At 67.0% G+C, this 4,532-nt stretch carries 8 protein-coding genes and 1 pseudogene; 8 read left to right on the top strand and 1 reads right to left on the bottom strand.

Features of this window, described 5'->3' with window-relative positions:
* The 8 genes from Y705_RS19435 to Y705_RS0111620 all read left to right on the top strand — a co-directional run.
* Positions 1 to 438, top strand: a 438-nt coding sequence (locus tag Y705_RS19435; RefSeq protein WP_155850048.1) for an aminotransferase class I/II-fold pyridoxal phosphate-dependent enzyme, incomplete at its 5' end; no start/stop codon positions are given.
* Positions 435 to 1,220, top strand: a complete 786-nt coding sequence (locus tag Y705_RS0111650; protein ID WP_026532982.1) for a spermidine synthase — start codon at positions 435 to 437, stop codon at positions 1,218 to 1,220. The genes Y705_RS19435 and Y705_RS0111650, both read left to right, overlap by 4 nt.
* A 161-nt stretch (positions 1,221 to 1,381) precedes the next feature.
* The gene (locus tag Y705_RS19430) at positions 1,382 to 1,621 is read left to right on the top strand and encodes a hypothetical protein (protein ID WP_049822659.1); all 240 of its coding nucleotides are present in this window, start codon (positions 1,382 to 1,384) and stop codon (positions 1,619 to 1,621) included.
* 240 nt (positions 1,622 to 1,861) lie between these two features.
* Positions 1,862 to 2,491, top strand: coding sequence for a hypothetical protein (locus Y705_RS19425; RefSeq protein ID WP_049822658.1), 630 nt, complete (start codon positions 1,862 to 1,864; stop codon positions 2,489 to 2,491).
* Positions 2,492 to 2,581: 90 nt separating this feature from the next.
* Positions 2,582 to 3,352, top strand: a complete 771-nt coding sequence (locus Y705_RS0111635) for a YcnI family copper-binding membrane protein (protein ID WP_026532981.1) — start codon at positions 2,582 to 2,584, stop codon at positions 3,350 to 3,352.
* A 114-nt stretch (positions 3,353 to 3,466) separates the two neighbouring features.
* Positions 3,467 to 3,964, top strand: a complete 498-nt coding sequence (locus Y705_RS0111630) for a DUF2975 domain-containing protein (protein ID WP_026532980.1) — start codon at positions 3,467 to 3,469, stop codon at positions 3,962 to 3,964.
* On the top strand, positions 3,964 to 4,236 hold the full coding sequence (locus Y705_RS19420; protein ID WP_049822657.1) for a helix-turn-helix domain-containing protein: 273 nt from the start codon (positions 3,964 to 3,966) through the stop codon (positions 4,234 to 4,236). Before Y705_RS0111630 ends, Y705_RS19420 begins: the two co-directional genes overlap by 1 nt.
* 6 nt (positions 4,237 to 4,242) lie before the next feature.
* Positions 4,243 to 4,437, top strand: a complete 195-nt coding sequence (locus Y705_RS0111620; RefSeq protein ID WP_026532979.1) for a hypothetical protein — start codon at positions 4,243 to 4,245, stop codon at positions 4,435 to 4,437.
* Between the two features lie 5 nt (positions 4,438 to 4,442).
* Here the strand turns inward: Y705_RS0111620 and Y705_RS23215 are convergent.
* Positions 4,443 to 4,532 (bottom strand): annotated as a pseudogene (locus Y705_RS23215) (16S rRNA (guanine(966)-N(2))-methyltransferase RsmD); the annotation flags it as partial.

Raw genomic sequence — 4,532 nt, 5'->3', positions numbered from 1 at the left:
AGCGGCCCCGCCGACCTCGTGGCCCGGGTGCGCACGGTGAAATCTTTCCTCACCTACAGCTCGGGCTCACCGTTCCAGGGAGCCGTGGCGCTGGGTCTCGGTCTTCCCGACGAGTTCTTCACCTCCATCGCCGATACGCTCCGCCGCAAACGGGACCTGCTGTCGGAGGGCCTGCGAAGCGCCGGCCTCACCGTCAACCAGCCGCAGGGCGGCTACTTCGTCACGGCTGACACTTCGGCCATCGGCATCACCGACGCCATCGCTTTCGCCCGGCGGCTCCCGGAGCTCGCGGGCGTCGCGGCCATCCCGGTACCGGTGTTCTGCCACCCGGACGGCGCTGTGCGGACGCGCTCCCTGCTGCGGTTCGCCTTCTGCAAGAAGTTCGACGTCCTGGAGGAGGCGGCCTCCCGCCTTTCCGCCCTCCGAGGGAAGCTGTGAGCCCTGCCGCCGTGCCCACCCGGTGGCTCGCCGCTGCGGGAACCGTCGCCGAGATCGACGAGGACGCCTTCATCGAGGGCGCGCTGATCCTCAGTATCGGAGGAGCCCAGCAGTCCCACGTGAACCTGCGCGCTCCGGACCAGGTGTTCTACGAATACCTTCGCCGGATCGCCAACGTGCTGGACCTGCTGCGGCCGCCGGGCGAACCTGTAAAGGTGCTCCATTTGGGCGCCGGCGCCCTGACGCTGGTCCGCTACCTCGAGGCAACCCGACCCGGGTCGGAGCAGGTCGCCGTGGAATCCGAACGCGAGCTGCTGGACTTCGTCCTGCAGCACATGCCGCTGGCCCCCGGAACGAAGTGCGAGCTCATTCTCGACGACGCCCGTGCGGCAACCGGCGGGATGGCACCGGGTAGCTTCGACGCCGTCGTGCTCGACATCTTCGCCGGCGCCGATGCTCCGGCCCACCTGGCGAATGCTGAGTTCTACGGCGAGCTGCTGCGGACGGTGGGGCCCGACGGCGTGGTGCTGGTCAATGTGGGCGACGACCCTCCCCTGGCTTTCGCCCGGCGACAGAGCGCGGAGCTCTCAAGCATCGCGTCCGACGGCGCCGCGCTTGCGGATCACGGGATGTTCACTGGGAAGTATCCCGGGAACATCATCCTGGCTGCGACGAACAGGGCATGGCCTCGGATCTGGACGGATCAGCTCGTCGCGGCAGGTCCGCATCCAGCGGCCGTGCTGACCGGTGCGGACCTGGCGGCTTTCCGATCGGGAGCCTGAGGGGTGGGGCCGGAATGGTGGCAGAAAACAGTTCTTGATGGTTTGATTGGAGAAGCGGCCATCGCCGCTGCCATCGGGATCCTGGCGCCTGCACCAGCGGGTGAAGTGGTCCCGGTGACGGGTCGAAGTAGAGGGGTTACCCGATGAATAGATCGAGTTGTTTGACGCCGGATGAAGAGTTTCCGGAAGACCTCACCATCCTTGAAAGCACTGAAGTGGAAGTCCTCAACAGCAAGGTCCACCGCGAACTCGACGTCGAATACGTCGAGTACGGACTCCCTGATCCGGAAACACAGGCTCGTCTGGCCGAACTGACCGAAGAGCTCGACCGCAGGGATGACGAGACAATCGGAACGCAGGCTCCGGTACTGGTAGCTGAAAACCGGGCAGCAAGCCTCTAATCGGGAACAAGCCCTCCGCGGGGACGGGCAGGACATCAGGGTCAAGGAGCGGCTCCGATGTCAACCCCGCAAAATCAACGAAACACGCAGGCAAGACCCATCAGCCCATCGGGCAATCCGATCAGCGGCACACCGCGAATAACCAGCGGCCACTCCCGCAGGATCATCTCCTGGCAGTAACCTGATAGGGACCCATCCACGGGTCCGGCATCCACCGTCAAAAGCGCATCAGGAGGTTCCGTGTCCACTCCGGGCCTCCCCCATTTCCTCCGCAGCGCAGCTGTGTCATCGACCATCCTGTGCCTGGGCATCGGGTCCCACGTCCTTGCCGGAGGCACCCTCCCCGCACTGCCCATCCTGGTGCTGATGGGAGCTCTGCTCCTTCTCCCGGTTGCCGCACTCAGCAGGCAGCGCCGGTCCAGGGTTTCCCTCGCCGCCCTGATGGGTGGAGGGCAGCTCGCCCTTCACGAAGGGCTGAGCGCTTTCTCCTCCGCCGCTATCTGCTCCAGCGGAACCGTCCACGCCGGCCACTATGGTGCAGCACCGATCAGCTGCCAGACCTCGACCGCTCCACTAGCCGTCGACGAGCCCACCACCGTTCTGCTGATGCTGCTCGCCCATCTTCTGGCCACCGGAGTGCTGGTCCTGATGCTCGGCCACGGCGAAGCGGCACTGGAGCTACTGCGCGCCTGGCTTCGTCCGCTGTCGCAGCAGCCTGCCCCCGCCGTCGTCGTTCCCGTTCCGCCCATCAGCACGGTGTCCCGCTCCGTGTTCACTCCCCTACCCAGACATTACGCGGCAGTACCCGCTCTCCGCGGACCCCCGCAGCGCTCCTTCCCGCACACTTCCGATCCGAGGACACCGGTCTGAGGATGGGGGTGCTGCGGGCGTGACCTGCACCCACCCCTCATCCGCGCGCTCCGCATCCTTGCGTGCAGCCGCACCCAGAAAGGCAGTTCCATGAATTCGAAAACCCCAGCCCGCCGCGCCCTTTCGACCTGCGCCGTCGGCTTCACCACCGTCGGTCTGCTCGCCCTCGGAGTCGGCACGGCTTCGGCCCACGTCTCGGTGGCACCGGCCTCCACCACCGAGAACGGCTACTCGCAGCTCACCTTCAGCGTCCCCAACGAGTCGGAGACGGCAGGCACGAACAAGCTCGAGGTACAACTCCCCGCCGACACACCGTTCACGTCGGTGCGCGTCAAGCCGATCGAGGGATGGACCGCCGAGGTGGTGTCGGGTGAGCTGCCCGAGCCTGTCACCACGCCCGACGGCGCCACGGTCACCGTAGCGCCGTTGTCTGTGGTGTGGACCGCCGAAGCGGGAAATGAGATCTCGCAGCAGGAGTACCAGACGTTCGCCATCTCCGTGGGACGCCTGCCCGAGTCCGGGACCGTCGTCACCCTTCCCGCCGTGCAGTCCTACACCGACGGCTCCGTCCGCGCGTGGGATGAGCCGGCGGTGGAGGGCGGGGAGGAACCCGAGAGCCCCGCGCCGGCGTTCACCACCACGGCGGCAGAGGGAGAGGGAGCCCACGGAGCGGCGCCGGCGGACACGGCCGGCACCGAAGAGGAGGAAGCCGCCGCAAGCAGCACCGGGACCGTCGATTCGGAACCGGCAGCGTCCACCGCTTCGGACGGGTCGAACGCGGCAGGCTGGGCCGGTCTGGTCGCCGGTCTCCTCGGCCTCGCTGCGGGCGTCACTGCACTGGTTCGGACCCGTCGGGCCTAGCCCCTCCCTTTCCGCGCAGGCGGCGGACTGGCTGGCCCTCCCCTCCCCTCCACTCCTTGCTTAAAGCATTGTTTATCGATAGGTTTACACTGATAATCAATCGAAGGAGTTGGAATGGGTAAGCTGACCGTCCTCGCGCTGCGAATCGTGCTCGCAATGGTGTTCGCCGGTGCGCTGTTCGTGCAGGTGGTGATGGTGCCGCTGTTGGCCATCGATCTGGAGGAGTTCGGCCCGGAGTCCCCCGAGGTTCGCATTGCGCTCCTCGTCCTTGCGGTCCTGGGCATCCTGACCATCCAGATCACCCTGGTCTGCGTGTGGCGGCTGCTGACGATGGCGCGTCGGGGAACGGTGTTCTCCGACTCCGCCTTCCGGTACGTGGACGTGGTGATCGGTGCCGTCGCCACCGCTTCCCTGCTCACGATCGGCCTCGGCGTCACCCTGGCACCGGGTGAGGCCGTGGCCCCCGGCATCGTCCTGTTGATCGGCGGGGTGGCCCTGATCATCGCCGGAATGGCCCTGATCGTCCTCGTGCTGCGAACACTGCTGGCCCAGGCGGTCGCCCGCGACGCCGAAGCGCATCACCTGCAGACCGAACTGAACGAGGTGATCTGATGCCGATCATCGTGGACATCGATGTGATGCTGGCCAAACGGAAAATGCCGGTGGGCGCGCTCGCAGAACGCATCGGCATCACGCCGGCCAACCTGGCCGTGCTGAAGAACGGCCGGGCCAAGGCGGTGCGCTTCACCACCCTTGCCGCACTGTGCGAAGTGCTCGACTGCCAGCCAGGGGAGCTGCTGCGCTGGGAATCCGAGGATCCGGCGGACGAGGCGTCTCCCGGCGACGGCGGCGGCCGGGCTCTCGGGCACGACGCGAGGAGCTGATGACCAATGCCTGAGCCGGGCGAGTGGGCGCTCACCCTTGCAGGGTCGCCGTGGCTGCTCCTCATCCTCTACGCCCTCGCGACGATCGACGGATTTTTCCCGCCGGTGCCCAGCGAGGGTGTGGTCGGCGGGCTTCTTACCGGCGTTCTCGTGAACTATGCCTTCCAGCGGTTGCCACGGGTCCGTCGGAGGCCGGCGTAGGGCATTCAACCGGCCGAGGGCTCCGCGAACCACAGCCGCGTCTCGCCGTACTTCTTCTCGCCGAACCGCTCGAGCCCCTCGGGCCAGTGCGGCTC

It is taken from the genome of Arthrobacter sp. H41, from assembly GCF_000520535.1.
Taxonomy (GTDB): domain Bacteria; phylum Actinomycetota; class Actinomycetes; order Actinomycetales; family Micrococcaceae; genus Arthrobacter_D.
Note: the sequence above shows the minus strand (reverse complement) of the source record. Positions and strands in the feature narration are given on the sequence as shown.

Excerpts from the sequence above, each read along its gene's own strand:
- Y705_RS0111620 (WP_026532979.1), top strand. The coding sequence starts at position 4,243 with ATGCCTGAGCCGGGCGAGTGGGCGCTCACCCTTGCAGGGTCGCCGTGG.
- Y705_RS19420 (WP_049822657.1), top strand. The coding sequence starts at position 3,964 with ATGCCGATCATCGTGGACATCGATGTGATGCTGGCCAAACGGAAAATG.
- Y705_RS0111630 (WP_026532980.1), top strand. The coding sequence starts at position 3,467 with ATGGGTAAGCTGACCGTCCTCGCGCTGCGAATCGTGCTCGCAATGGTG.
- Y705_RS0111635 (WP_026532981.1), top strand. The coding sequence starts at position 2,582 with ATGAATTCGAAAACCCCAGCCCGCCGCGCCCTTTCGACCTGCGCCGTC.